Origin of the sequence: Bradyrhizobium centrosematis, from assembly GCF_045571495.1 — a bacterium.
In the GTDB taxonomy this organism is placed as follows: Bacteria; Pseudomonadota; Alphaproteobacteria; order Rhizobiales; family Xanthobacteraceae; genus Bradyrhizobium; species Bradyrhizobium centrosematis.
The window spans coordinates 2,139,819-2,165,846 of record NZ_CP120703.1; the positions used below are offsets into that span (position 1 = coordinate 2,139,819).

At 66.3% G+C, this 26,028-nt stretch carries 18 protein-coding genes; 11 read left to right on the forward strand and 7 right to left on the reverse strand.

Annotation, left to right across the window (positions count from 1 at the left end):
• Positions 1-329 precede the first annotated feature (329 nt).
• From P6U31_RS10250 to P6U31_RS10260, 3 genes are read left to right on the forward strand one after another with little or no spacing between them, the layout of a single operon-like run.
• Complete coding sequence (locus P6U31_RS10250) at positions 330-1,361, forward strand: TRAP transporter substrate-binding protein (protein ID WP_407188090.1); 1,032 nt, start codon at positions 330-332, stop codon at positions 1,359-1,361.
• Positions 1,361-3,235: a TRAP transporter large permease subunit gene (locus tag P6U31_RS10255; protein WP_407188091.1), complete on the forward strand. Its 1,875-nt coding sequence runs from the start codon at positions 1,361-1,363 to the stop codon at positions 3,233-3,235. Before P6U31_RS10250 ends, P6U31_RS10255 begins: the two co-directional genes overlap by 1 nt.
• A gap of 11 nt (positions 3,236-3,246) precedes the next feature.
• Entirely contained in the window at positions 3,247-4,224 is a 978-nt protein-coding gene (locus P6U31_RS10260) for a hydroxyacid dehydrogenase (RefSeq protein ID WP_407188093.1), read from the forward strand.
• A gap of 6 nt (positions 4,225-4,230) precedes the next feature.
• On the opposite strand, the gene P6U31_RS10265 is transcribed toward P6U31_RS10260, so the two are convergent.
• A complete protein-coding gene (locus P6U31_RS10265) occupies positions 4,231-5,397 on the reverse strand; it encodes an ABC transporter substrate-binding protein (protein WP_407188094.1) in 1,167 nt (388 codons plus the stop codon).
• Between the two features lie 327 nt (positions 5,398-5,724).
• Here P6U31_RS10265 and P6U31_RS10270 point away from each other — a divergent pair, with 327 nt between their 5' ends.
• The 3 genes from P6U31_RS10270 to P6U31_RS10280 all read left to right on the forward strand — a co-directional run bounded on the left by P6U31_RS10270 (position 5,725) and on the right by P6U31_RS10280 (position 12,456).
• Positions 5,725-8,115 carry an EAL domain-containing protein gene (locus tag P6U31_RS10270; RefSeq protein WP_407188095.1) on the forward strand — a complete coding sequence of 797 codons (2,391 nt, stop codon included), beginning with the start codon at positions 5,725-5,727 and terminating at the stop codon, positions 8,113-8,115.
• A gap of 300 nt (positions 8,116-8,415) precedes the next feature.
• Entirely contained in the window at positions 8,416-9,714 is a 1,299-nt protein-coding gene (locus P6U31_RS10275; protein ID WP_407189810.1) for an MFS transporter, read from the forward strand.
• A gap of 156 nt (positions 9,715-9,870) precedes the next feature.
• A complete protein-coding gene (locus tag P6U31_RS10280; protein WP_407188096.1) occupies positions 9,871-12,456 on the forward strand; it encodes an EAL domain-containing protein in 2,586 nt (861 codons plus the stop codon).
• A gap of 78 nt (positions 12,457-12,534) precedes the next feature.
• Here the strand turns inward: P6U31_RS10280 and P6U31_RS10285 are convergent, their stop codons facing one another.
• From P6U31_RS10285 to P6U31_RS10300, 4 genes are all read right to left on the reverse strand, one after another.
• Positions 12,535-13,491 carry an MBL fold metallo-hydrolase gene (locus P6U31_RS10285; RefSeq protein ID WP_407189811.1) on the reverse strand — a complete coding sequence of 319 codons (957 nt, stop codon included), beginning with the start codon at positions 13,489-13,491 and terminating at the stop codon, positions 12,535-12,537.
• 62 nt (positions 13,492-13,553) lie between these two features.
• Positions 13,554-14,759: an NAD(P)/FAD-dependent oxidoreductase gene (locus P6U31_RS10290; RefSeq protein WP_407188097.1), complete on the reverse strand. Its 1,206-nt coding sequence runs from the start codon at positions 14,757-14,759 to the stop codon at positions 13,554-13,556.
• A gap of 109 nt (positions 14,760-14,868) precedes the next feature.
• Positions 14,869-15,174: a hypothetical protein gene (locus tag P6U31_RS10295; RefSeq protein WP_407188099.1), complete on the reverse strand. Its 306-nt coding sequence runs from the start codon at positions 15,172-15,174 to the stop codon at positions 14,869-14,871.
• A 99-nt stretch (positions 15,175-15,273) separates the two neighbouring features.
• Positions 15,274-16,221: a helix-turn-helix transcriptional regulator gene (locus P6U31_RS10300; RefSeq protein WP_407188100.1), complete on the reverse strand. Its 948-nt coding sequence runs from the start codon at positions 16,219-16,221 to the stop codon at positions 15,274-15,276.
• On the opposite strand from P6U31_RS10300, the gene P6U31_RS10305 reads away from it, so the two are divergent.
• Together P6U31_RS10305 and P6U31_RS10310 are read left to right on the forward strand one after the other, a co-directional pair.
• A complete protein-coding gene (locus tag P6U31_RS10305; RefSeq protein ID WP_407188102.1) occupies positions 16,199-16,510 on the forward strand; it encodes a hypothetical protein in 312 nt (103 codons plus the stop codon). The genes P6U31_RS10300 and P6U31_RS10305 overlap by 23 nt on opposite strands.
• Positions 16,511-16,615: 105 nt before the next feature.
• Complete coding sequence (locus P6U31_RS10310; RefSeq protein ID WP_407188104.1) at positions 16,616-17,548, forward strand: helix-turn-helix domain-containing protein; 933 nt, start codon at positions 16,616-16,618, stop codon at positions 17,546-17,548.
• Positions 17,549-17,571: 23 nt separating this feature from the next.
• Here the strand turns inward: P6U31_RS10310 and P6U31_RS10315 are convergent, their stop codons facing one another.
• Together P6U31_RS10315 and P6U31_RS10320 are read right to left on the reverse strand one after the other, a co-directional pair.
• Positions 17,572-18,549 (reverse strand): catalase, encoded by a 978-nt coding sequence (locus P6U31_RS10315; protein WP_407189812.1) that lies wholly within the window; start codon positions 18,547-18,549, stop codon positions 17,572-17,574.
• 69 nt (positions 18,550-18,618) lie between these two features.
• Positions 18,619-19,230: a TetR/AcrR family transcriptional regulator gene (locus tag P6U31_RS10320; RefSeq protein WP_407188106.1), complete on the reverse strand. Its 612-nt coding sequence runs from the start codon at positions 19,228-19,230 to the stop codon at positions 18,619-18,621.
• Positions 19,231-19,361: 131 nt separating this feature from the next.
• Between P6U31_RS10320 and P6U31_RS10325 the strand changes: the two genes are divergently transcribed.
• From P6U31_RS10325 to P6U31_RS10335, 3 genes are all read left to right on the forward strand, one after another.
• Entirely contained in the window at positions 19,362-20,594 is a 1,233-nt protein-coding gene (locus tag P6U31_RS10325; RefSeq protein ID WP_407188108.1) for a cytochrome P450, read from the forward strand.
• Between the two features lie 287 nt (positions 20,595-20,881).
• The gene (locus P6U31_RS10330) at positions 20,882-24,520 is read left to right on the forward strand and encodes an AsmA-like C-terminal region-containing protein (protein ID WP_407188109.1); all 3,639 of its coding nucleotides are present in this window, start codon (positions 20,882-20,884) and stop codon (positions 24,518-24,520) included.
• Between the two features lie 375 nt (positions 24,521-24,895).
• Positions 24,896-26,017, forward strand: a complete 1,122-nt coding sequence (locus tag P6U31_RS10335; protein WP_407188111.1) for a DUF2336 domain-containing protein — start codon at positions 24,896-24,898, stop codon at positions 26,015-26,017.
• Positions 26,018-26,028 lie beyond the last annotated feature (11 nt).

Below are 26,028 nucleotides of genomic sequence, written 5' to 3' on the forward strand. Positions count from 1 at the left end.
GCCGCGGCAAGGTATCTGCCGGAGCGGACCAGCATCGTTCCAAGCTCATCCATGTGAATCGCGCATTGATCCATGCTCCAATTGGATTGATGCCATGTCCTCGCGAAAGGATGCCTTTCGCAGAGCGGGCCGCAGGCCGATGACCGCAAGGAATCCCCGGGATTCGTCGTCGTTTTGCTCTGCGCGCGGATTGCGGGCAGGCGTCTCGCGCCGTCTCGTGACGGCCGGCGCCGTGCTTGCCTGTGCCGTCGCTTTGGCCATACAGTCCGCACAACAGGCTGTGGCAACGACCGCGGCGAACAAAAAAGTAATGTGGGAGAGACCGCACCATGACCATCGTGCCCGTGAACCGTCGCGCGTTCATCAAGTCATCGGCGGCGGTCACCGCCGGTCTCGTGCTCTCCCCCGCCATCATCGGCCGTGCCGAAGCAGCGACGTTGAAGCTGAAATGCTCCTCCTCGCTGCCGAACGATCCGAAATATGCCAACGGCCGCGTCTACTATGACAATCTGGTCAAGAGCCTGAAGGCGAACGGCCTCGGCGAGCAGATCGAGGTTGCTTTCTTTCCCGACAACCAGCTCGGTCAGGAGATCGACGTCATCAACTCCGTCAAGCTCGGCGTCATCGACCTCATGGTGTCGGGCTCGTCGATCTCGGCCAATCTGGTGCCGCTGGTCGGCACCTTCGATCTCGGCTTCCTGTTCTCGAGCTTCCCGCAGCAGACCAAGGCGTTCGACGCCGGCGCCGCCAAGCCGATCGAGGACGCGCTGCTCAAGGGCGGCAACATCCGCATCATCGCCTGGGCCTATAATTTCGGCTCGCGCAGCGTGCTGGCGAAGAAGCCGGTGAAGACGCCGGAAGATCTCGCCGGCCTCAAGATCAGGACGCTACCAAACCCCGTCATCACGGAATGCCTGCGGCTGATGGGTGCCGCCGCGACACCGCTGGCGTTCGGCGAGATCTACACGGCCTTGCAGGCCGGCGTGCTCGATGGCCTCGAGCACGATCCGCCGACGATCCTCGCCAGCAAGTTCTTCGAGACCGCAAAATTCTACGCGCTGACGCAGCACAATTTCTCGCCGCTCGCGATCTATTTCAGCGACATGACCTACAACCGCATGGACCCGAAGCTGCGTGAGGGTTTCCTCGATGCCGCCAGGAAGGCAGCAGTCGACACCCGCGCCCATGGTCTTGCGGTCGAGAAGGAGGCGCTTTCGGCCTTGGCCGAGAAGGGCGTGACCGTGGCCGAATGCGACCGCGAGGCGTTCAAGAAGCGCGTCGCGCCGCAGACCGAGAACTTCATCAAGGCGCGGCCCGAATCCAAGGCCGTCATCGACATCGTCCGCGCCACGCAAGCCTGATGGCCAGGTCCGAGATGGTGATGACCGCCGCCGTGCCCGTCGCGGGCGGCCGCCACGGCAGCATCGTCCTGCTGCTTCGGCTCAGCGACGCGATCGCGGCCATTCTGCTCGCCGCCGATCTCGTGGTGGTCTGCGTCTCCGTGCTGCTGCGATTCTTCTTCAACGCGCCGGTGGAGTGGTCCGACGACGTCGCGCGCGGGCTGATGGTCGGCTCGGCCTTCTTCGGCGCGGCGAGCGCGCTGGCGCGCGGCGAGAATGTCGGTGTCTCCTTCTTCCGCGATCTCTTGCCGGTGCGGCTGCGCGCGCTGGTCGATGCCGCCAGTGCGCTGTTGATCGTGCTGATCTCCGGCTACGTCGCCTATAACGCGATCAAGCTGGGTTCGCTCACGGCCGGGCAGACCACCGGCTCGGGCCTGCCACTGGAGTTGACCTTCTACCCCATGGGCGTCGGCGCGCTGTTCATGACGGTGTTCGCGATCGATCATCTCTGCGCACGGCCGCTGCCCGACATCGTTCGGGGGCTCGCTGCGATCGTCGTCGCGACCGGCCTCTATCTTGCCTGGGACTATCTATCGCTGTCCTCGGCGCCGTCGGCGGGCACCTTGATGCTGATCGGCTTCTTCGTAACCCTGTTCGGCGGCTTGCCGATCGGTTTTGCGCTGGCGCTCGCTGCGCTGATTTTCATCTGGGTCGAGGGCGCGCTGCCCGGCGTCATCTTCGCCCAGCAGATGGCGCGCGGCATCGACAATTTCGTGCTGCTGGCCATCCCCTTCTTCATCCTCGTCGGCTACCTCATGGAAGCCAACGGCATGTCGGTGCGGCTGATCGAGCTGTTGCAGCGCGCGGTGGGCCGCATGCGCGGCGGGCTGAACGTCGTGATGGTGGCGTCGATGGTGCTGTTCTCCGGCATCTCGGGCTCGAAGATGGCGGACGTTGCGGCGGTCGGCTCTGTGCTGATCCCGGCCGCGCGCCGTTCCAGGCAAAATCCGGGCGGCGCGGTGGCGCTGCTCGCGGCGTCGGCGGTGATGGCGGAGACGATCCCGCCCTGCATCAACCTGATCATTCTGGGCTTTGTCGCCAATCTGTCGATCGGCGGCCTGTTCGTCGCCGGCCTGCTGCCGTCGGCGCTGATGGCGCTGGTCCTGATCGCGGTGTCCATCATCTTCGGCAAGCGGCCGGCGCGGGTCGAGGAGGTCGAGCCGCAGATGCCGGTGTCGGGCCTGTGGAGCGGCGCGATCGCCTCGTTCGGCCTGATCTTCATGATCTTCTTCGGCTTCAAGAGCGGCTTTGCCACGGCGACCGAGATCTCGGCCTTCGCGGTGGCCTATGCGCTCGTCGTCGGCAGCGTGGTGTTCCGCGAACTCGGTTTCAGATCGGCCGCGCACAGTTTCGTGCAGGCGGCGACGCGCGCGGGCCTCGTGCTGTTCATCGTCGCCGCCGCGCAATCGCTGGCGTTCACGCTGACCCTGCAGCAGGTGCCGCATGCGGTCGGCGATTTCATGCTGGGGCTCTCCAAGACCTCCGGCGTCTGGCTCTTCATCCTGCTTGCCATCGCCGTGCTGATCGTGATGGGCTCGGTGCTGGAGGGCGCGGCTGCGCTGATCATCTTCGGGCCGCTGCTGCTGCCGGTCGCGGTGCAGCTCGGCGTCGATCCCTTGCATTTCGGCGTCGTTCTCGTCATCGCGATGGGCATCGGCCTGTTCGCGCCGCCGCTCGGGCTCGGGCTCTACGGTGCCTGCCTGATCGGCAACGTGCCGATCGAGCAGACGGTCAAGCCGATCCTGGGCTATCTCGGCCTTCTGTTCGCCTGCCTGCTCGTCATCGCCTTCGTGCCGTGGCTGAGCACGGCGTTGCCGCGCGCGTTCGGCTATTGAAGGAGCTCGTCGTGAAGGTCCTGCTCGCGCACACACCGGAGATGCGGCGCAACTATTACGGCGATCGCAGCCTGAGCGGCCTGCGCGCGACCGCAGAGGTGATCCTGCACGAGGGGGACGACCCGCTCGATGCCGCTGGCCTCGTGCGCGCTGCGCAAGAAGCCGACATCATCGTCGCCGATCGCATGACCGAAGGCCGCGGTGAGATCTTTGCGCAATTGCCGCGTCTGCGGGCCTTCGTCCGCTGCGCCGTCGATATCCGCAACGTCGATGTGGACGCGGCTTCGGAAGCCGGCGTGCTGGTGACCCGCGCCGGCCCCGGCTTCGTTCAGGCCGTCGCCGAGCTCGCACTCGGCTTCATGGTCGATCTCTCCCGCGGCATCTCGCGCAGCACGGCGGAGTACCAGGCCGGCCGCAAGGCGGAGGCGCGGATGGGCCGGCAGCTCGCCGGCAGCAGGATCGGCATCATCGGCTATGGCAGCATCGGGCGTTATCTCGCCGAGGTCGCAAAATTGCTGCGCATGGAAGTACTGGTCTCCGACCCCTACGCTGATGTCAGCGACGCGGCGATCCGGCAGGTCGGTCTCGACGAGCTGCTTGCCGCTTCGGACTACGTCGTCTGCCTTGCCATCGCCAACGAGCAGACCGAGAACCTGATCGGCGAGGCCGCGCTGGCGCGCATGCAGAAACATGCGTTCTTCGTCAATCTCTCGCGCGGCAATCTCGTCGACGAGCCGGCGCTCGCGCGGGCGTTGCTGGAGCATCGCATCGCTGGCGCCGCGATGGACGTCGGCCGCGCGCCAGACCAGATGCCGACGCCCGAGCTGGCGAAACTGCCGAACGTCATCGCCACCCCGCATGTCGGCGGGCTGACGCCGCAGGCGATCGAATATCAGTCGCTGGAAACCGTGCGGCAGGTCGAAGCGATCGTCAAAGGCGAGGTGCCGCCGGGCGCGGTCAACGCCGACCGCTGGACGCGGCGGCCCTGAACAGCCCTATAGCCGGTCCACCGCCTTGAACGTCCCGTCCTTCTGGATCACCGTCAGGAACACCTCCGGCGGCGTGTCGAGCGTGCGCATGCCGATGGTGACGGTGCTGCCGCTGATGTCGAAGCGGCCGACATCGTTGATCGCGCGGAGCAGGCTCGCGCGGGTCGGTTGCGGCCCGGCCTTCTCCAGCGCGGCCGCCGCGAGGCGTCCGGAGAGATAGCCTTCCAGCGAGACGAAGTCGGGCGTCAATGTCGGATCGAACGCCTTCTGCGCCGCCTGGTAGTCGGCGACGAGCTTGAGCGAGCGGTCCCATGGAAACGGCACGACCTGCGAGACGATGACGCCTTCGCCCTCGGGGCCGAGCTCCCTGGCAAGCGCATTGGCGCCGACGAAGGAGATGTTGACGAAGGTCGGATAGAAGCCATTGCTGTGCGCGAGCTTGATGAACTCTGCGCAGGGACCATAGGTCCCGACCATCACGACGGCTTCGGGTTCGGCGCGCCTGATCATTCGCCAGGCGGCCTTGACCGCGCGGGTGTTGCGCTCGAACGTGCCTTCGGCGGCAAGCTCGAGGCCGCGCTTGGCGAGCGCGCGCTTCACGCCGACCAGGCCGTCGCGGCCGAAGGAATCGTCCTGGTAGAAGATGCCGATGCGGGTGAAGTGGCGATCCTCCGTGAGGTGCTTGATCCACGCTTCGGCTTCCGCACCATAGCTCGCGCGGATGTTGACGACGTTTGGCAGCTCGAGGTCGCGCAGGAACTCGGCGCCGCTGAACGGGCCGATGAAGGGAACGTTCCTGGCGCTGGTGATGGGAATGGTCGCGATCGCGGTCGGCGTGCCCACCGCGCCGATCAGTGCGAACACCTTGTCGTCCTCGATCAGGCGCAGCGTCTGCGCCACCGAACGATCGGGGTCGTAGCCGTCATCGCGGCTGATGAGCTGGAGCTTGCGGCCGTAAACGCCGCCCTTGGCGTTGATCTCGGTGAAGGCGGCGACGATGCCTTGCCGCATGCGCTGTCCGAGCGCGGAGGAGGGGCCTTCCAGCGCAGCGGCCTGGCCGAACAGGATCGCGTCCTCGCTGACGCCGGCCTCGTCGGCCTTCGCCGGAAGCATCGCTGCGGCCAGCAAAGCCATGGACAAGGCAAGATATGTCGCCGACCGCGATCGTGTCATGGGAATGGTTGCCGGGGGCTGCACGTGTCGGGAAAAACGATAAGTCCGCCAGGCTGAACAGGACGCTAACTCCGTGCCGTGCGGAGGCTCCGTAAGACTTCGGGGAAAACCGGCAACTTATCTCCAGACTCCAGTAATTTGCAGGGCAATCGTTAACTAAGCCGCGCAATGCGGCGCCACCGGGTTCCGAAATTGTTCAGTTCTTAACCGCGATCCTGGTCCGATAGTCGCGCCGGTCACTCAACCACAAGTTCGAGTCATCGCGTAATGGGGGACTTGCAGTTCAAGATGGGCGATCGCGATCAGGATGACCGGGATCGGAGGCGTATGAGCGGATGGTGGCGTGCCGCGCCGCTGCTCGGGCTCTATCGTCCTGCGCTCGTGGCGGTCGGCGTCGGTCTTCTGTTCTCGGTCGTGGGCGCTGCCGCGGTGGCGCGGTGGGAAGATCGCGTCAACAGGATCGAGTTCGAGAACGCGGCCGAGACCGAAGCGATCGTCATGCAGAACGGCATGGGCGAATACATCTCGCGGCTCGTCGCGCTGCGCACCTTGTTCGAATCGACCAACGACGAGGTCACCCGCAGCGAGTTCGAGACCTTCAGCGCCCGCCTGTTCGAGCGCCACCCGGGTATGCTGCGCATCGCCTGGCTGCCGCGCGTCAATCGCAAGGAGCGCTCCGATTACGAGGCCGCGGCGATCGCGGACGGCGTGTCCGGCTATCGCATCAAGTCGCTCCAGGGCGAGAGCTTCGCAACTGCGCCGCAGAGCGACGAATATTTTCCGGTGTTCTACTCGACGCAGCCGAAGACGTCGTCGGTCTATGGCATGGATTACGCCACCGTTCCGGAGCGTCACGCGGCGCTGGAGCGCGCGCGCGACAACGACAAGGTCGCAGCGATTCGCACGTACCTTTTCGAGCCGAGGGAGGGCAGCCGGCTGCCCGATGTCCTCGTTGCCATTCCCGTCTACGCCAAGGGAACGTCACGCGAGACGGTCGCCGATCGGCGTCGCAATCTCGCGGGCTTCGTCGTCGGCATCTTCGACATGCCGCTGCTGATTCAGGCCATTCGTGTGACGACCGGTGCAAGCCCTGCGGTCAGCGTGAACGTTTATCCCCCCTTCTCGGCGCAGATCGTCAGCCTGGAGCAGATGCTGCCGGACTATTCGTCGGCGGCGACGGCGCCCAAGTCGATGCGGGACGTCGCGCGGGCGCTGCATTGGTCGGGCAGCCTCAAGATCGGCGATACCGATTGGCAGGTGCGGGCGGTTCCCACCGCCGGCGGTCCGCTGGAGACGACGTATGATCGCGCTGGCGCGGTGCTGATCGTCGGCATGCTGCTGACGCTGTCGCTGGCAACCTATCTCATGCTCGCGAGCCGCAATTCGCGGCGGCTGTCACTTGCCAACCGGCGCGTGCTCGAGCTCGCCCAGACCGATACCCTGACCGGATTGCCGAACCGCGCCTTCTTCCTCACCCGGCTCGACGAGATGAACACCCAGCTGGACGTGCGTGGGCTGCCGTTCTCCATCCTGATGCTCGATCTCGACCGCTTCAAGAACGTGAACGACTCCCTCGGTCACGGCGCCGGCGATGCGCTGCTGCGCCAGGTGGCGCAACGGCTGAAATCCGCCGTGCGCGCCACCGACGTGCTGGCGCGGCTCGGCGGCGACGAGTTTGCCATCATCCAGGAAGCCGGTGCGGACCAGCGCGCCTGCTCCACCGAGCTGGCAGCGCGGATCGCCAAGCTGTTGACCGAACCGTTCCTCCTGCCCGGTCACCGCGTCGAGATCGGCACCAGCATCGGCATCGCCATCGCGCCGGATCACGGCAGCGATCAGGAGCAGCTCCTCAAGAAGGCGGACCTTGCGCTTTATCGCTCGAAATCGGCTGGCCGCAACTGCTTCACCATCTACGACGAGGCGATGTCGGCCGAGCTGGAGGCCCGCAACACGCTGGAGGGGGATCTGCGCGACGCCATCGCGCGGTGCCAGCTGGAGGTGCATTATCAGCCGTTTGTCGACGCCCTCAGCGGCGCGCGGCGCGGCTTCGAGGCCTTGGTGCGTTGGCGGCATCCGACGCGCGGCCTGATTCCGCCGGACCAGTTCATCCTGCTTGCGGAGGAAACCGGGCTGATCGTGCCGCTCGGCGAATTCGTGCTGCGGCGTGCCTGTGCGGATGCGGCCGGCTGGCCCTCCGACCTGACGGTCGCCGTCAACCTGTCGCCGATCCAGTTCAAGGAGGCTGATCTGTTCGAGGTGATCTGCGCGGCGCTCGCCGATTCCGGCCTGCCGCCGCAGCGGCTGGAGATCGAGATCACGGAATCCGTGCTGCTGGAGCGCGGCGGCGAGAACCACGCCTTCATGCAGCGGCTGAAGCAACTCGGCGTCGAGCTCGCGCTCGACGATTTCGGCACCGGCTATTCGTCGCTCAGCTATCTGACCGCGTTCCCGTTCGACAAGATCAAGATCGATAAGTCGTTCATCCGAAACCTTACGCATCAGCCGCGCAGCTCCGCCATCATCTCTTCGATCGTGACGCTGGCGCGCGGGCTGGACATGTCGGTCACGGCCGAGGGCGTCGAGACGCGCGAGGAGTTCGAGCGGCTGAAGGCGCTCGGCGTCAATTTCGCACAAGGCTATCTGTTCGGCCGCCCGCAGCCGATCGAGCGGATCCTATTCGACGCTCCCGTCAAACGGTCACGGCGCGACGCCGCCTGAGCGCGCGCCTCGTCCTTCGAGACGACTGCGGAGCCTGTCATCGGGCCGCGCTTTGCGCGGACCCGGTGGCGGTCTCCTCGGGATGGGGCTGAGCAGCCACCGTGCTCGCTGAACTGCTGACACATACTCTGTCCTCATCCCGAGGAGCCCGCCTTAGGCGGGCGTCTCGAAGGATCGCCGTAGGGAAGCCGGCTCCAAATGTGATTGTGCTGCCGTGCGACGGGCATGCGCGAAAAGCGCTTGACCCGGACGGCCCCGGATGTTCGGTAGAACCATCTAGGGATGAAACAAGCACACAACATGCGGCTTCCGTTCTTCTATGGCTGGGTCGTGGTCGCCGTGACCTTCGTGACCATGGCCATCGGCGTCAACGCGCGCACCGCCTTTTCGCTGTTCTTTCCGCCCATCATCTCCGAGTTCGGCTGGGAGCGCGGCGTCACCGCCGGCGCCTTCTCGTTCGGCTTCGTGGTGTCGGGTGTGGTCAGCCCGCTGATCGGCCGGCTGATGGACCGCGCCGGCCCGCGCTCGGTGATGGAGCTCGGTGTGGTGTTGATGGCGGGCGGATTGCTGCTTGCGCCGCTGACCAGCGCGCCCTGGCATCTCTATGTCACCATCGGTGTCATGGTCGGTGCCGGCTCGGTCTGTCTCGGCTATTCCGGCCAGTCGCTGTTCCTGCCGAACTGGTTCATCCGCAAGCGCGGCTTCGCCATCGGCATCGCTTTCGCCGGCGTCGGCATCGGCTCGGTGACGCTGCTGCCCTGGGTGCAGCACATGATCGAAGAGACCGGCTGGCGCACCGCCTGCACCGCGATGGGTCTGCTCATCCTGATCGTGCTGGCGCCGATCAACCTGCTGCTGCACAAGCGCCCGCAGGACATTGGCTTGGAGCCGGATGGCGATGCGGCCCCGGCTGCGGGTGACGCCCAACCGGTCTCCAACGTCGTCGATCCCGTTTGGGTCAATACCGACTGGACGCTGAAACGCGCCGTGGCGACCGCGCGCTTCTGGTGGATTGCACTCGGCTATTTCTCCGGCCTGTACATCTGGTACGCGGTGCAGGTGCATCAGACGAAGTTCCTGCTCGACATCGGCTTCAGCCCGTCTGTCGCGGTGTGGGCGCTCGGCATCGTCAGCCTGCTCGGCATTCCCGGCCAGATCGTGCTGGGCCATGTCTCCGACCGCATCGGACGGGAATGGGTCTGGGCGATCAGTTGCACAGGCTTCGTGATCTGCTTCGCGGCGCTGATCGCCTTGAAATATCGACCCTCGCTCTGGCTCGTCTATGTCATGGTGTTCGCGCAAGGCGCGCTCGGCTACGGCCTCACCTCGATCATGGGCGCGGTGGTGTTCGAGATCTTCCAGGGCAAGCACCAGGGCAGCATCTTCGGCACGATCATGCTGGCGGCGCTGGCCGGCGGTGCGGCCGGACCGTGGCTGACCGGCCTGCTCTACGATCGCGCCGGAGACTACACGCTCGCCTTCGCCATCGCGATGATCGTGAGCGGATTGTCGGCGCTCTCGATCTGGCAGGCGTCGCCGCGCAAGGTGCGGGCCGTCGCCGGCCGGCTGCACAAGCTCCGGAGCCGAACCTCCGCGTAAGGTTCGGGCATACCGAATTACCTTCGCGTCCTTCGCCGAATGTTAAGCATGTCGCGGCTTGGCAATTGCCGGGGCGGTTGCAAAAACGTCTTGGACACCATCGGGGCGTTAGCCTCTGGCCGATTGCCGCTTCTTCCCGTGCTCCCGGGTCAACCGATGTCTGCCTCCGATAGTCCTACGACAGAAAATCCGGACGTGCTGCTGGCTGCACTGGAACGCGCCGACGATGGCATCGTCATCCTCGACGGCGCAGGTCGCATCACGCATTTCAATGCCGGTGCCGAGCGGATCTGGAAACTCGCGCGCACCGACGTGCTCGGCCGCGATGCGGCAATTCTCGCCCTGAAGTGTCTCCAGGCCGATCCGACAGCGGAGTTCCGTGATGAGATCAGCCTCACACGTTGCGACGGCAGCCGGATCCGGGCGGCCATCTCGTTGTCGTCCATTGCAGCCGGCGGGATGATCCATCGCGTCGTGTTCGCACGCGACGTCACCGCGGAAGCCGACCGTCGCGTCAGGATCGGACTGCTTCACGCCGTCTCCGATCAGACCAACCGGGCGGTGATCATCACCGATACCGAGCAGAACATCGTCTACGTCAACTCGGCCTTCACGACGCTGTTCGGCTACACCAGCCTTGAGGCCGAAGGCCGCCGCGCAGGCGAGCTCATCGCCGGCTGCCACACCGACCGCAGGGCGGTCGAGAAGCTCGTCAAACGCCTGATGCATGGCGGCCACCGCGGCGAAGCCGAAGTGCTGGCCTACGACAAGAACGGCGAGGAGATCTGGGTTTGCGCCAGGATCGACGCTTTCCGCGACAAGAAGGGGCGGGTCAAACACATCTTCGCGCTGATCGAGGACATCACCGAGACCAAGCAGCTGCGCTCGCTGCAGCAGCTCATCATGAGCTCGCTCGCGGACGAGGTTCCGATTGCCGACATTGCCGACAGGCTGTGCCGCCGCGTCGAGGAGATCGCGCCCGATGTCGTCTGCTCGCTGCTTCACGTCGATGCTGCCGGCCTGATCCACCCGCTCGGTGGCCCCAGCCTGCCCGAAGATTATTCCCGCGCGTTGGACGGCATCGCGATCGGCCCCAATGTCGGTTCGTGCGGCACCGCGGCCTTCTACGGCGAGCCGGTGCTGGCGACGGACCTCGAGACCGATCCGCGTTGGCAGCCCTACAAGGCGATGCCGCTCGCGATCGGCCTGCGTGCCTGCTGGTCGACCCCGGTCAAGGCCAAGGACGGCCGCGTCATCGCGACCTTCGCCTTCTACTATCGCGAGCCCCGCGCGCCGAGCAACTGGCACCGCCGCATCGTGGAGGCCTGCGTCAATCTCGGCGCCTTCGCGATCGAGCGCAAGGAGGCGCGCGCCGAGATCGCGCGGCTCGCCTATCACGATATCCTCACCGGCCTGCCGAACCGTGCGCAACTGCGGCACCTGATCACCACGGCGATCGATGCCTGCCCGACCGGCAGCCATATCGCGCTGGCGTTCCTCGACGTCGATCACTTCAAGGACGTCAACGACACGCTGGGTCATGCCGCCGGCGACGAGCTGCTGGTCCAGCTCGCCCAGCGCCTGCGCGAGCAGATCGGCCCGGAGGACATGTTGGGACGGCTCGGCGGCGACGAATTCGTCATCCTGCTGCCGCAGCGCAACGCCGAGAGTGCCGAGCGCGTCGCGGCCGGGATCACCGAAGCGCTGGCCGCACCTTTGCGGCTCGGATCGAAGCTGATGCAGATGTCGGTCAGCATCGGCATCAGCCTCTATCCTGATCATGCGACCGACATCGACACGCTGATGCAGCAGGCCGATGCCGCCATGTACATGGCCAAGCAGGCGGGACGCTCGACCTATCGCATCTTCAGCGCCGAGATGAACGGGCTCACCGAGCAGCGCCTGGCGCTGATCGCGGCGCTGCGCCGCGCCATCGCGGAAGGAGCGTTGAGCCTCAGCTACCAGCCGCAGATCCGCAGCTGCGACGGCGCCATCCACGGCGTCGAGGCGCTGGCGCGCTGGCACGATGCCGAGCTCGGAGACGTCTCGCCGGCAAAGTTCATCCCGCTTGCCGAGGAGTGTGGCCTGGTCGAGCAGATCGGCCTGTGGTCGGTGCGCGAGGCCTGCCGGCAGATGGCGAGCTGGCGCCGCGCCGGGCTCAATATCCCCAGCGTCTCGGTCAATCTGTCGCCGATCAATTTCCGCAACGTCACCCTGGCCGCGCGGCTGAAGGACGTCCTCGCCGAATACGACCTGCCGGCGGACGCCTTGATGCTGGAGATCACCGAGGGCGCGTTCATGCAGGACAGCGTCGCCGCGCTCGAGACCATGAACGCGATCCGCGCGCTCGGCGTCGGGCTTTCGGTCGACGATTTCGGCACCGGCTATTCCAGCCTCAGCCGGCTCGCCCATCTGCCGGTCCGCGAATTGAAGATCGACCGCAGCTTCATGCGCGACATCGAGAAGGACCCCGGCGCGCTCGCGATCGCCACCGCGGTGGTGCGCGTCGGCCAGGGCCTCGGCATGAGCGTGGTCGCCGAGGGCGTCGAGACCGAGGGCCAGCGCAGGACGCTGGCCGAACTCGGCTGCGACGTCGTCCAGGGCTTCCTCTACGCCCCCGCGCTTCCCCCCGTTGCGTTCGAGCGCTGGCTGATCGAGCACTGCGCCGAGCAGGCGAAGGCGATGCTGGGGAGGCTTGACGTCGCAGGGGCGGGACGCGAGTCGGTGCGGCGGTCGGCTTAGAGGCAGCGTCGAACACAGGGCGCGAACCCGCTCATGCGGCGAATACGCACCCCGGTTCGGCTCCAACCCAACGAGCGGTCAGTAATCCCAGAAGGCTGGCACCCAGCGAAAGTGGTCGCCGTCGACCGCCACCCTTCCGATGGACGGGAACGGCATGTGGGTGGCGACGAGGAGCTCTCCGTTCGCTGCCAACTCCCGCAGGAGGCGGATCCGGACACGGGCCGCCTCCTCGGGATCGTGCTCGAAGCCGTTGTGCCAGTCGGGGTGGTCGAACCCGACAGTGAACACGGCATCGCCCGCGAATGTCAGCCGATCGCCGCCGGATGCCAGGCGAACCACGCTGTGCCCGGGGGTGTGACCACCGGTGCGCGTGACCACCACTCCCGGCGCCACCTCGCGCTCATCCTCGAAAGTACGCAGCTGGTTGTGATATTCTTTCGCAAACCGCTTGGCGGTCGCCCGAAGCGCATCCGGGAACCCCGGCGGCATCGAGACGCGAGAGAAATCGGGCGCCTTCCAGAATTCGACCTCGGCAGCTGCCAGGTGGATACGCAGGTCCGGACGCAGCCGTTCCTTCACCTCGTCGACGAGCAGTCCGCCAATGTGGTCCATGTGCATGTGCGTCAGCACCACGTCGGTCACGGCTTCAAGATCGATGCCGGCAGCGTCCAGTCGGTTGCTCAATTGCCCGGCCCGCGGCAGGTGCAAGTCCGGGTCGGATCCGAGACCCGCGTCGACGAGGATCGTCTGGTCGCCGCTGCGCACCACGACCACGTTCAGCGCCCAATCAAAAGCGTCCGGAGGCAGGAACATGTTCTTCAGCCACGCAGCGCGGATAGCCGGGTCTGCGTTATGGGCCAGCATCGCGCCCGGCAGCATCAGCACTCCATCGCTGATCACCAGCACGTCGATCTCGCCGATCTTCAGCGCGTAGCGCGACGGAACCAGCTCTTGGGGCCCCGGTTCGCGGCGGTGTGTGGCGTCGTGCAGGTTCATGTTCGTCTCCTTCTGAGCGTTAGAGGTCATCTGATTCATCTTGAAGTCTGCTCTGTTGGCTTGCTTCATGCTGTGGTTCTTTGAAGGACTGCGGCGGGCGTCTAGAGATCGGTCACGCGTTCCGGATCGGCCGATGCGAGCGCGGCGGCGCGCTCGGCGCGCGGCGGATAGATCCAGACCGTGTTGATCTCCCGCTTCGTCTTCTTGGCGATGTCGCCGACCATCTCGACCTTGCGCTCCCAGCCGCGCGTGAACAGCGCGCCGGCTTCGCCGAGGTCGAGGCAGGTGACGTAGGTTTTCTGGTGGTAAGGCCTGGTCGCGAGGCCGAGCAGTTCGGCCGCGGCATTGTTGCCGGCGAAAGCACCCATCCGCGTGGCGTGCTGGCACGACATCAGCGCGTAATTGCCCTCGTCGTCGCAGGCTGCACGTGCCGCATCGCCGGCCGCGAAGACGCCCGGAACGCCTGTCACCTGCAGGCAGCGGTCGACCAGCAACCGGCCGAAACTGTCGCGCTCGGCGGGAATCTGCGTCGTCAGCGGCGCGGCGCGAATGCCCGCAGCCCAGATCACGGTCTCGGTTTCGATGTGCTCGCCGCTCGACAGGGTGACGCCGGATTTATCGAGCGAGGTGACACCGGCGCCGATCCGTGTCTCCACGCCGACCTTGCGCAAGGCATCCTCGATCACCGGGCGGGGGCCTGCGCCCATGTCGGGTGCGATCGCATCGTTGCGTTCGACGATGATGACGCGAGTCCTCGCATTGGTGCCGAGGATGTCGCGAAGCCGCGCCGGCATTTCGGTCGCCGCCTCGATACCGGTGAAGCCGCCGCCGGCGACGACGACCGTGTTGCGCCCGTTCGTCGCCGGCCGCTTGGCGAGGCCATGCAGGTGCCTGTCGAGCGCGATCGCATCGTCCAGCGAATCGACGCTGAAGCCGTGCTCGGCAAGACCCGGTATGTTCGGACGGAACAGCCGGCTGCCGGTGGTCACGACGAGCCGGTCGTAAGACAGCGTCTTTTTCGTGTCCTTCGCCGTGGCGATCTTCACTGTGCTGGATTTGGTGTCGACCGTCTCGGCAATGCCTTGCACATAGCTGACGTCGATGGCCTCGAGCACCTTCAGCAGGGGCGCCGTCAAGGTCTCCGGTTTCGGTTCATAGAGCCGCGGGCGAACCACGAGCCTCGGCTCGGGGGCAACCAGCGCGATCTCGAGCGCCTCTGGTGAGACGCCCTGGATCTCGCGCAGGCGGGCGGCGGATAGGGCGGCGTACATGCCGGCGAAGCCGGCGCCAATGATGACCAGTCGCATGGGTTTTCTCCTTGATCTTCTGCGTTTCGATAGTTCGCGCGCGAGCCGTCGCTGCCCCGCTCGAGGCAGCGTCGGTGACGGCACGAAGAGGTGAAGCGAAGCGCCGCTGTTAAGGCGCTACACAGCGCGACAGCGGCGAACTCGATGGTCCGTCTTGGCGAAACCAACCCTGGCGAACAACGACCGGCTGAGCCGTCCTCGGGCCCCAGTCCTGATAGGGAAGGCCGATGCTATCCCGGGCCATGATGGACACCAGCGGGGAGGTCGGGTGCATGGCGTGCGGTGGAATCTCGATCTCCTCGCCCGTCGCCGACGTGAAGCGCACGGCCAGCGAGAGTCCGTACAGGGTTGCGGTTGCAAGGCCTCGGCGGCGCGATGCGATCACCCGCCGGCCAATGAACGTCTTCCAGGTCATCTTCGATCTCCCGTCGATTGGTCTGGACATGCTGATGGTCTAGCGGATCGAACCTGCCGCTGCGCCAGAGCGATTGCCGTGGTTGCAGCGCGATTGCTGTTAACGCTGGCGCCTGCGCCAGTCGCTCGGGCTCTCGCCGGTCAGCTTCCGGAAGGCGGCTGCGAACGCTGTCTGCGAGGAATAACCCAGCGCCGCGGCGATCGAGACGACCGTTTCGTCGCTGTCGCGCAGCATGTTCATGGCCTGCTCGAGCCGGTGTTGGCGCAGCCAAGCGTGCGGGGAGAGCCCGGTGCTTTCCTTGAAGGCGCGGCAGAAGTGAAAGCGCGACAGTCCGGCATCGGAAGCCAGCGCATCGAGGGAGACGTCCGCATCGCTGTCCGAGCGCAACCGTTCGATCGCACGGAGCAGGACCTTTGGCGAAAGCCCACCCACCGTCGGCTGCAGCGTTGTCGGCGAACCCGTGTGCGCAACCAAGAGGCGCGTCGCCAGAAGATCGGTCAGCTGATGCCGGAACAGCGTATCCAGGGCTTCATTGCCTCCGAGCGTATCGGCCGCGCTGAGGAGCAGCCGGGACGTAATGGGGTCAGGATGCGCCGTCCGTTCCAGCAGGTCGTCCGTTGCCGCAATTCCGGCTTCGCGCGCGACGCGCTTCAACGTTGCATCGGGAAGATATAGTTGAACCACGTCGACCGGCTTCGGAATGTCCCATCGAGAGCTTGATCCTTCCGGAATGATGATCACGACCCCGCGACGAAACGTACCGATCGCAACCGATTTTCCCGTCCGCCGCTCCATGCGCTGCATCACGCCGTTGTAGGCCATGATCACGTGGTGGCTCATGGGCTCGACGACGTCGTGCAACGGATCATGTTTCCAGTGGGCGATCCCGGCGCCGGAGGGCTCCAACGCGATGCGAAGGGGTTCGGTCCCGAGCACGCGCGCCATCTCCGTATCGGCGCGTCGCTCGGAAGGCGAGCTGTCGTGCGGCTGTGCGCCCGGCAAGTGCTTGTGCGAGGGATTGCGCATGAGTGCAGTGCTCCCGGTCATTGCGTGCCTCCTCCTGATCAACTCCAGCTTTGGATCAGTTGTCCGTATCTATACGGGGCGGCGCGTGTTCTATGCGCTGCGAAAGCCCAGCGTATTTCCTGAAGCGGTGATGCTTTGTCCGATCCTGCTCCAAGCCGGCGCGCGCTTTCACAAACGCACGATGGGCGGGCGACGGGTTGTCGAGGCGCTGAACGGAGGCCGCGGAAAAGCCTCGAAGTTCTTTGAAAATGCTCGCGAAAAGCAGTTCGTGACGATGGTGTGGCGAGCGGACGGACACGTGTCGTTCTGACGCGCCGATCTGGACCGTTGCGTGCCGATGCCGGATAATAGGCCGCGATCTGGCGATGGCGCTTGCGCTTGCGCTCTCCAGTCTCCCCTTACGAGATCTACTCCCATGACACAGACGGGTGCCTTCGCGCAGAAGGTCGAACGGTTTCTGCATCTGAAGGATGCTCCGCCAACGCTGGTCACGCGTTCGCTGCGCAGCGCCGAGCTCGCTGTCACTGAAACGCGCGATGACCACCCCACACCGCGTCTGTCCGATTCGATGCCCGCGGAGGACGCCTATCTCGTCAGCCTCAAATTTCGCGATTTCGCCGATTGCGAGTGCTGGGAGCGCGGCCGTTGCGTGATCAAGAGCGATATCCGCGCCGGCGCCACGTACCTATACGATCTGAAACGCGATCCGCGTTACGTGATCGACAAGCCTTTCCATTCTCTGTTCTTCCATCTGCCCCGTTCGGCGTTGGACGACATGGCGAGGCAAGGCGGCGCGCCACGGATCGGTGAACTCGCCTACCAGCCCGGCGTCGGCCATGACGATATGACGGTCCGCCATCTCGGTGCCTCGTTCCTGGCGGCGTTGCGCCAGCCCGACGAGGCCAATCAGCTCTTCGTCGACCACATGATGCTCGCGCTCACCGCCCATGTTGCGGCGACCTACGGCGGATTGCGGCGCGCTGCCGAGCAGGCGCGCGGCGGCCTTGCCCCCTGGCAGGTCAAGCGGGCCTGCGAAAGGCTGGAGTCCGATCTCCGCGGAAAGCTCTCACTGCAGCAGATCGCAGCCGAGTTCGAACTCTCCGTCAGTCATTTTTCGCGCGCGTTTCGCGTCTCCACCGGCCTGCCGCCGCACCAATGGCTGCTGCGCCGGCGCGTGGAGACGGCCAAGCAATTGATGACGGTGCGCGACCTGTCGCTGTCGGAGATTGCGATCTCGGCGGGGTTCGCCAATCAAAGCCACTTCACCCGGGTGTTTTCCGCCGCGGTCGGCATCAGCCCGGGAATGTGGCGCCGCGAGGCGCAGGGCGTGCCGGACAGCGAAATGTAGTCCGGGTTCGAGACGCCTTCCGCTCAGCGACGCTGTGCCTGAGTGATGGCGTAGGCGGCGCGCCGCGCCGCATACATCTCGTCCGGCGGATGGCTTATTCCTTCGGCGAGATTGGCCGGATTGAACGCGGACTCGTCGCACGCCGCGTTGCATTCGGTGCCTGTTATCACGATCGTTCCGAGGCGGACCGCTTCGTGCCCATCCTCATCCGGCCAACGGATGGTCACGTCCATGACCGGGTCGCCGGGACGGCCGAGCAGCGCCATCACGCTGAACCTGACATCGCGTGCCGCGATCCGGGATTCGAGATCGCCGCGCAGAAAGGCGGTGGATCTGGCCGTGGCCGCGTCCTCGGTCGGCCCGTCTGCTTCGCCGACCGGCGCGACTTTGAATTTGATGAACCGTGTCTCGCCCGTGGCGTTGGTCGCAGGAAAGACGTGCACGCCCCAATAGGTCGTGCGCGCAAGGCTTGCGGGCGGCGGATGCGCGGCAAGGTAACTTGCCTGGCGCAGTGTTTCGGGATTGGCGGCGGAGAACGCCTCGACTCGCGCCATGTCCGGCTTGCCGTTCTGCTCCGGCATACGGGCCTGAAGGAAAGCCAGCATCTGGTCCAGCGTCCTGGCGAAATGAACCGGGGCGCTCTGAGTGAAAATGTCGGAGCGCTGCCCCTCACTGCCGAGCCGGAAGCTGAAGCCACGCAGCGAGCACCAGCCGGTGTCCGTCGCATTCGGGAGGCCACCCTCCGTCGAGAAGCGCGCCAGCACCCGCGATGGCCTGGTGAAGCTGCGGGATTTGGTGATCTCCTTGGCCTGGTGCGACGGGGCGTAAGTGCCGCGAACGCATTGGCCCCAGGCAAAGCTCGCGCGCGCCCGTAGCGGAAGCCCGGCAACCGCCTTCAGGGCAATCAGAAGGGACGTCGGCGTGGCAGCGCCGCTGGGAAGTCGAGGCAGGACGAAACTCTCGGTTCGAACGGTTGGGCTCGTTTGTAACGCAAAGCGGATGGAAGTTCTTTCCCAAAGCGGGCATGCCTTGTCCGATCCGGCGACAAATCTCGCAACCCGCTGCGCGCGTCAGTCCGACGCCAGCCCCGTCCTCCGCCGCAAATCGGTGATCGCGCGCAAGAAGCTGTCGGCGGGCGTCGTCTCGGGATCGATCAGCCGGTGCAGGCGAAAGCCGTCTTCGAGCGCGAGCACGACGGAGGCCATCCAGGACGGGTCAAGCTTGTCGTTCCTGCCGTTGCTCTTCAGCGTCGCCTCGATGATGTCGGCGACCAGCTTCCGCCGCGCGCGCAGGCGTTTGGCGAGCTCGGGGCGGCGCTTCTCGGCGCGCGCGACGAACAGGATCATCTCCATGTGCAGCAGCGGCGCACGGCCGAGCGGGTCCTGCCGCGTGCGGTCCATCGCCTTCAGCGCCGCGATGAAATCGTCGAGATTGTCGTGCTGCGCGAGGATGTCGAGGTTTCGCCGGATCGACTGCTCGACATGGTCTTCGAGCATGGCGATGATGAGCTCGTCCTTGCTCTTGAAGTTGGAATAGAATGCGCCGCGGGTGAAGCCTGCGGCTGCGGCGATCGCCTCGATGCTGGCGCCGCCGATGCCGTCCTCTTCGAACACGCGCGCGGCCGCCTCGAACAGCGCCTCGCGCGTATCGTCCCTGGTCGGCCTGGTTCTCACCCTTGACATCGGACGAGGGTAGGGCAGAATGCAACTCGATACAACAATGTATCGAGTTATAAGCTCAAGGGATGGTTACGCCGGGCAGTGGGGCTGCGCTCGGCGTATTCGTGTCATGCGGCAACCGGTTTGAGGTCACCATGAACGAGCACGTGCAAGGCGCCGGCGGCGCACCGCTGTTCAACCCGCTGTCGCCGGATTTCATCCGCGATCCCTATCCGCATTACGAGCGGCTGCGCACCATCGATCCGATCCATGTGACGCCGTTCGGCCAGTTCGTCGCCAGCCGCCATGCCGATGTCAGCCTGGTGATGCGTGACAAGCGCTTCGGCAAGGATTTCGTCGAGCGCTCCAAGCGCCGCTACAGCGAAAAGATCATGGACGAGCCGGTGTTCCGCAGCATGAGCCACTGGATGCTGCAGGCCGATCCGCCCGATCACACCCGCCTGCGCGGCCTCGTCGTCAAGGCGTTCACCGCGCGCCGCGTCGAGGACATGCGGCCCCGCATTCAGGAGATCGTCGATCAGGCCATCGACGCGGTGATCGACCGCGGCCACATGGACCTGATCGAGGATTTCGCCTTCCGCCTGCCCGTCACCATCATCTGCGAGATGCTCGGCATCCCCGAGGACCATCGCGAGGTCTTCTACAAGAGCTCGCGCGACGGCGGGCGGCTGCTTGATCCCGTGCCCCTCACTCCGGAGGAGATCAAGAAGGGCAACGAGGGCAACCTGATGGCGCAGATGTACTTCCAGCAGCTGTTCGAGCTGCGTCGCAAAAATCCCGGGGACGATCTCATCACCCAGCTGGTGCAGGCCGAGGAGGACGGCAACAAGCTCACCAACGAGGAGCTGACTGCCAACATCATCCTGTTGTTCGGCGCCGGCCACGAGACCACGGTCAACCTGATCGGCAACGGCTTGCTCGCGCTCCACCGCAATCCGGACCAGCTTGCGCTGCTCAAGACGCGTCCCGAGCTGATGGAAGGCGCGATCGAGGAATTTCTGCGCTACGATTCCTCGGTGCAGATGACCGGGCGCGTTGCGCTGGAGGAGATCGAGGATCTCGGCGGCAAGAGGATTCCCAAGGGCGAGACCGTGCTGTGCCTGCTCGGCTCGGCCAACCGCGATCCGGCGGTCTATCCTGATCGGCCGGACCGGCTCGACGTCACCCGGACCAACGTGAAGCCGCTGTCGTTCGGCGGCGGCATCCATTTCTGCCTCGGGGCCCAGTTGGCACGCATCGAGGCCGAGATCGCCATTGCCACGCTGCTGCGGCGGCTGCCGGACCTGCGCATCGACGATGTCGAAAACCCGGAATGGCGGCCGACCTTCGTGCTGCGCGGCCTCAAGCGGCTGCCGGCGAGCTGGTAGGCGCTGGCTGGTAGGAGCTGCCATCGCCGGCGCAGCTCCTCATGAGGAGACCGCGAAGCGGTCGTCTCGAGGGATGGCCGCGGGCGACAGTCGGGTTCGAAACGGCGCTTCGCGCCTCCTCACCATGAAGGGTCTTCCCCGTTAACCTCCGCGCGCAACAGTCGCTGTGACTTCGCCACACTTCCCCCTATATAAGGGGCTGTTCCGGCACGCCTGAAGTCCACGAAGGCCAAGGGTTTGCAGGGCCAAGGTTTGGTCCGGGTGCCGGTTTGGCCGAGGGGAGACCCGTGCAGACGACGCTGCTCGGATTGGCGATTGCCTTCATCATTGCGCTGCTGGCCGCGCTGATCGGGCCTTACTACGTCGACTGGAACCAGTTCAGGCCCCAGTTCGAGGCGGAGGCCGGCAAGATCATCGGCGTGCCGGTGCGGGTCGCGGGCGAGCTCGACGCACGGCTGCTGCCGGCGCCGACGCTGCGGCTGCGCCAGGTCACCTTCGGGGGCAACAACGATCTCGGCCGCCTGCGCGCCGACAAGCTCGATGTCGAGTTCAGCCTGGGCTCCCTGATGCGCGGCGAATGGCGCGCCACCGAGCTGTCGGTGGGCGGCATGGCGGTCGATCTCGGCCTCGATGCGCGCGGGCGCGTCGATCTGCCGTCCACCGCGAGCGGCACCTTCAATCTGGCCTCGCTCGCCATCGAGCGGCTCAATCTCACCGGCCGCCTCGCCCTGCACGATGCCGCCAGCCGCTCGACGCTGGAGCTGAACGACATCGCCTTCTCCGGCGACGTCCGCTCGCTCGCGGGCTCGGTGCGCGGCGACGGCAGTTTCATCGCCAAGGGGGTGCGCTATCCGTTCCGCGTCTCGTCCGGCCCGAGCGCCGACGGCAACGCCACCCGTCTCCACCTCAACATCGATCCCGGCGAGCGCGCCATCCTCGCCGATCTCGAGGGCGTGCTCGCCTTCGAAAATCGCCTGCCGAAATTCGACGGCGCGCTGACGCTGGCCGTGCCCGCGGCCAAGAAGGCGGGCGAGGCGGGGCCGACGCCCTGGAAGCTCACGACCAAGCTCAAGGCGGATCCCGCCGGCGCCAAGTTCGAGCAGATCGATGCGAGCTTCGGCTCCGAAGACACCGCGCTGAAGCTCGGCGGCGTCGGCGACCTCAGGTTCGGCGCCTCGCCGCTGCTGCGCGCGGTGTTGTCGGCGCGCCAGGTCGACGCCGACAGGCTCGCGGCCAAGGACGATGCCGAGCCGCTGCGCATCCTGCCGGCGCTGCGGGCGGGGCTTGCGGCCATTCCGCAAGCGCCGATCCCGGCGCAGATCGAGTTCAACTCCGACCAGATCATGCTCGGCGGCCGTCCGCTGCAGAACATCACCGCCGAGCTTGCGACCGACGGACGGTCCTGGACTTTCCGACGGCTGGAGCTGCGCGCGCCCGGCATGACGCAGCTCTCGCTCAACGGTGCGGCGCCAGGTGCGGACAGTTTCAGCGGCCGTCTCAGCGTCGAATCCTCCGATCCCGACACGCTGGTGGCCTGGCTCCAGGGGCGCAGCGAGATCAACCGCCGCAGTACGCGGCCGCTCCGCCTTGCCGGCGACGTCACGATCGCCGCCAACCATCTCGCCATCGACAGGCTGAAGGCCGACATCGAAGGCGGCGCGGTCGAAGGCCGCATCGCCTTCGTGCAGACAGGTGCGAGCAAGGGCTCGCGGATCGACGCCGAGCTCAAGGCCGACCGGCTCGACCTCGATGCTGCCGCGAGCTTCGTGCGCGCGCTAGCCGGCCCGCAAGGCGAGTGGCCGGAAGAGGCAAAGCTCTCGCTCGATATCGGCCGCGCCATCTCCGCCGGCCAGGAGCTGCGGCCGTTCGCGGCCAAGCTTGGCTACGGTCCCGCAGCGCTGTCGCTGGAGCAATTGCGCTTCGGCCAGGCCGGCGGCGTCACCACCGAGGCGAGCGGCAGCTTCGATCGTGCCAAGACCACCGGCAGGCTCGCGCTGAAATCCTCCGCCAATTCGCTGCGCGAGCTCACCGCACTGATCGAGCCGTTTGCGCCTGCGGTGCGCGCGCGCCTCGATGCGCTTCCGTCGCTGCCCGGCGCCACGCGCCTCAAGCTCGATCTCAGCCTGGACAAGAACGCCGAGCACGCCGATCGCAGCAATGCCCGCGCCGTGCTCGACCTCGACGCGCCGCAGCTCAAGGCGACCGCGACGCTGGCCGCGCAGACGCCGGCGGCCGCCATTGCCGGCATCGACCTCGACCGCCTGCGCAACAGCGACTTCACGCTGGATTCGAAAGTCTCGACGCCGCAGGCCGGCGCGCTGCTGGCGCTGCTCGGGCTCGATCGCGTGGTGGCCGCAGGCGAGGGCGCTTCGCAGTTCGAGGGCAAGCTCAGCGGCGCCTGGCAACGGCCGCTGCAATTGAACGCTAGGCTGAGCGGTGGCGGGCTCGACGCCGATGCGCAGGGCAGCGCCGAATTGTCGGAGCCGAAGGCCAGCGTCAATCTGCGCGTGCGCAACGTCAATCTGGCGCCGCTGCTCGGGATCGGCCCGGCCGACAAATCGGCGCAGAACGTCAATCTGTCTTCGCGCCTCACGCTGAGGGGCAATCGCCTGAGTTTCGAGGATCTCGACGGCAGCGCGGCCGGCTCGCATCTGCGCGGCCATCTGGCGGTGACGCTGGATCAGGACAAGAGCGTCGACGGCGAGGTCGGCCTCGATACGCTCGATCTGGCGCCGGCGCTGGCGATGGCGATCGGCGCGGCCGGGCACGACACAAGCGAGCCGCTGAGCGCAGGGCTCGTCACCGGCTGGCGCGGCCGGATCGCCTTCCAGGCATTGCGCGGGATGTTGCCCGGCGGCATCGAGCTGCGCCCGTTCGGCGGCACGATCCGCAGTGACGGCCAGTCGCTCGGCCTCGACGCGCTGAAAGGCGGGCTCGGCGGCGGTGAGATGTCGGGAAGCTTCGATGCGCGCAATGGCCCGGCTGGACTTGCGCTGAACGCACGCATCGAGCTCGGCAATGTCGATGCCGCGACGCTGCGCTACCGCGATCTCGCGCTGCCGAAGGGGCGCGCCTCGCTGCAGATGGCGCTGACCAGCCAGGGCCGCAGCATCGCGGCGCTCACCGGCGCGCTCGCCGGCAACGGCACCGTGACCTTGGACTCCGCGGAAATCAGCGGCCTCAATCCGCGCGCCTTCGAGATCGCGATCCGCGCCAGCGACGGCGGCCAGATCAGTGACGACAACCGCTTGCGCCAGCTGGTCGAGCCCGCGCTTGCCGCTGCACCGATCACGGTGGCCTCGGCGCAGATCCCGTTCACGATCCGCGACGGTCGCTTACGCGTCGGCGCAACGCCGCTGGAAGCCAAGAACGCCCGCGCCATCGTTTCGGGCGGCTACGACATCCCCGCCGACCAGGCCGACATCCGTGCCAGCCTGACGCCGATCATGACCGGCCTCTCCGGCGCTCCGCCGGAGATCCAGCTGTTCGCGGCGGGACCTCCCGACAAGCTTAGCCGCACCATCGATCTTGCGCCGCTGTCCTCGTGGCTTGCGGTACGCACGATCGACCGCGAGACGCGCCGGCTCGATGCCATCGAGCGCGGCGAACCGCCGCCGGCGACGGCGGCGCTGCCGACGCTGGTGTCTCCGGATGCGGCGCCCGAGCAGGCGCCCGCCAATGTGCCGCTGCCGGGTCAGGATCCGCGCCGCGCCCCGTCGAAGCCCAAGGTCGAGCCCAAGGTTGAGCCCAAGGCCGCGCCGACGCCGAAGCCGCCGCAGGCGGCTCCCGCGGCGCCGAGCCCGCCGCTTGCGAGCCAGCAGCTCGCGCCGCTGCCGCCCGCCATCGAGGTGAAGCCGGCCCCGGGCCCGCCGCCCGCAAAGCCCCGGCCGAAGCCCCCGCTGGTGCTGACCCCGCAGAATCCGTGAGGCGAGCACGCGGCTCGGCTTGGTCTTCACCTCTCCCCGGAGGGGAGAGGTCGGATTGCCCTGGCGATGCGAGGCATCGCCCAGCGCAATCCGGGTGAGGGGCCGCGGCGCTGTCTGAGACCGTGACCCCTCACCCGGATCGCATCTTGCGATGCGATCCGACCTCTCCCTACGGGAGAGGTGAAGCAACACCTCTATGGCCTCTTAATCCATTCTCTTGCATTTGAATGAATTTTGCCCGGCAAAACTGATTTGCCGATTTTACCGAATTCTCGCGTTTGATCCCTAGTCTCGGTTCCCAGAGGAATCCGGGGGCCCGCCACGAGCGCGGGATGGCTCGCCGAGAATAGCTCGCCAAGAATTGGGGTGATCGAGATGAACGGGGCGAAATCCCTTCTACAGGATCTGGACGACGCGATCGCACGCGGCACTGAGGAAAGCCGGGCGAAGGCGCTGTGGCATGCGACCGACATCCTGATTACCGGTCGCTACAGCGACGACGAGATCAGCATGTTCGGCGAGGTCATCGGCCGACTCGCCGAAGAGATCGAGGTCGCCGCGCGCGCGCAGCTCTCGGAGGTGATGTCGGCGTGCGATCACGCGCCCCTCAACGTCATCGAGAAGCTCGCGCTCGACGACGAGATCGAGGTCGCAGGTCCCGTGCTGCGCGATTCCAATCGCATCGATGAGAAGATGCTGGTCCAGAGCGCCATGACCAAGGGCCAGGCGCATCTGCTCGCGATCTCCCAGCGCCAGTCGATTGGCGAGGCCGTGACCGACGTGCTGGTCAAGCGCGGCAACCAGGAGGTCGTGACGTCGGTTGCGAGAAACGAGGGCGCGCGCTTCTCCGGCTCCGGCCTGCTGCACATGGTCCGTCGCGCCGAGGGCGACTCGATCCTCGCCGAGCAGCTTGGTCTGCGCAAGGACGTGCCGCGCCACATCTTCCAGCAGCTGATCTCGAAGGCCTCGGAAGACGTCCGCCGCCGCCTCGAGACCGAGCGGCCCGAGATGATGGCGCAGATCCAGAGCTCGGTGACCGAGGTCACCGGCGATCTCCAGTCCAAGTTCGGCCCGTCCTCGCGCAGCTATTTCGTCGCCAAGCGCGTGGTCACCACCCAATACCGGCAGGGCAATCTCAATCAGGACTCCATCTCGAACTACGCGCGCCAGCACCGCTTCGACGAGGTGCAGATCGGCCTGTCGCTGCTGTCCTCGCTGCCGGTCGACGTGATCGAGCGCGCGTTGATGGACCGCAACCGCGAGATGATCCTGGTCCTGTGCAAGGCGCTCGACTTCTCCTGGGACACCACGATGTCGCTGTTGTTCCTCGGCGCCAAGGATCATCTGATCACGGCGCGCGACCTCCAGGACAATGAGCGCGAGTTCGGCCGTCTGAAGATCGAGACCTCGCGCAGCATCTTGAAGTTCTACCAGTCGCGCAAGACCGGCACGGGCGCCGACGCGACGGGCCGTCAGCCCGAGCTCCAAGTTCACTGACGACTAAGGAC

Excerpts from the sequence above, each read along its gene's own strand:
- P6U31_RS10290 (WP_407188097.1), bottom strand. The coding sequence starts at position 14,759 with ATGCGACTGGTCATCATTGGCGCCGGCTTCGCCGGCATGTACGCCGCC.
- P6U31_RS10285 (WP_407189811.1), bottom strand. The coding sequence starts at position 13,491 with ATGAATCAGATGACCTCTAACGCTCAGAAGGAGACGAACATGAACCTG.
- P6U31_RS10320 (WP_407188106.1), bottom strand. The coding sequence starts at position 19,230 with ATGTCAAGGGTGAGAACCAGGCCGACCAGGGACGATACGCGCGAGGCG.
- P6U31_RS10270 (WP_407188095.1), top strand. The coding sequence starts at position 5,725 with ATGAGCGGATGGTGGCGTGCCGCGCCGCTGCTCGGGCTCTATCGTCCT.
- P6U31_RS10295 (WP_407188099.1), bottom strand. The coding sequence starts at position 15,174 with ATGACCTGGAAGACGTTCATTGGCCGGCGGGTGATCGCATCGCGCCGC.
- P6U31_RS10275 (WP_407189810.1), top strand. The coding sequence starts at position 8,416 with ATGCGGCTTCCGTTCTTCTATGGCTGGGTCGTGGTCGCCGTGACCTTC.
- P6U31_RS10300 (WP_407188100.1), bottom strand. The coding sequence starts at position 16,221 with ATGACCGGGAGCACTGCACTCATGCGCAATCCCTCGCACAAGCACTTG.
- P6U31_RS10280 (WP_407188096.1), top strand. The coding sequence starts at position 9,871 with ATGTCTGCCTCCGATAGTCCTACGACAGAAAATCCGGACGTGCTGCTG.
- P6U31_RS10325 (WP_407188108.1), top strand. The coding sequence starts at position 19,362 with ATGAACGAGCACGTGCAAGGCGCCGGCGGCGCACCGCTGTTCAACCCG.
- P6U31_RS10310 (WP_407188104.1), top strand. The coding sequence starts at position 16,616 with ATGACACAGACGGGTGCCTTCGCGCAGAAGGTCGAACGGTTTCTGCAT.
- P6U31_RS10250 (WP_407188090.1), top strand. The coding sequence starts at position 330 with ATGACCATCGTGCCCGTGAACCGTCGCGCGTTCATCAAGTCATCGGCG.
- P6U31_RS10255 (WP_407188091.1), top strand. The coding sequence starts at position 1,361 with ATGGCCAGGTCCGAGATGGTGATGACCGCCGCCGTGCCCGTCGCGGGC.
- P6U31_RS10305 (WP_407188102.1), top strand. The coding sequence starts at position 16,199 with ATGAGTGCAGTGCTCCCGGTCATTGCGTGCCTCCTCCTGATCAACTCC.
- P6U31_RS10335 (WP_407188111.1), top strand. The coding sequence starts at position 24,896 with ATGAACGGGGCGAAATCCCTTCTACAGGATCTGGACGACGCGATCGCA.
- P6U31_RS10265 (WP_407188094.1), bottom strand. The coding sequence starts at position 5,397 with ATGACACGATCGCGGTCGGCGACATATCTTGCCTTGTCCATGGCTTTG.